Origin of the sequence: Shewanella sp. SG44-2, assembly GCF_014164215.1 — a bacterium.
Lineage (GTDB): Bacteria > Pseudomonadota > Gammaproteobacteria > Enterobacterales > Shewanellaceae > Shewanella > Shewanella frigidimarina.
In genome coordinates, this window is record NZ_JACJEU010000119.1 from 1 (window position 1) to 233 (window position 233).

1 protein-coding gene is annotated in these 233 nt (G+C 57.5%); it reads right to left on the minus strand.

Annotated elements, in window-relative coordinates:
- The coding region (locus H5181_RS20525) for a hypothetical protein (RefSeq protein WP_182751903.1) at positions 1-233 on the minus strand (233 nt) is incomplete at both ends.

The window sequence follows — 233 nt, forward strand, 5'->3', positions numbered from 1 at the left end:
GGGCCATTAAATAGGGTGTTGCCGTTGCCATCAGTGACAATCAAGGTGTCGCCAACTTCAGTGCCAGTCGCTAGCGTCACGGTGGCAGTCACAGTGCCGTCGCTGCCGATCTCATCGCTGTTGAACACGCCATCAGTGCCCATGCCGCTGAATTCTACAGTCGGTGCAGGTGCTGCCACATTGTCCACTGGCTGGTTGTCGGTGGCGGTTGCAGATGGGTTACCGGCGATATC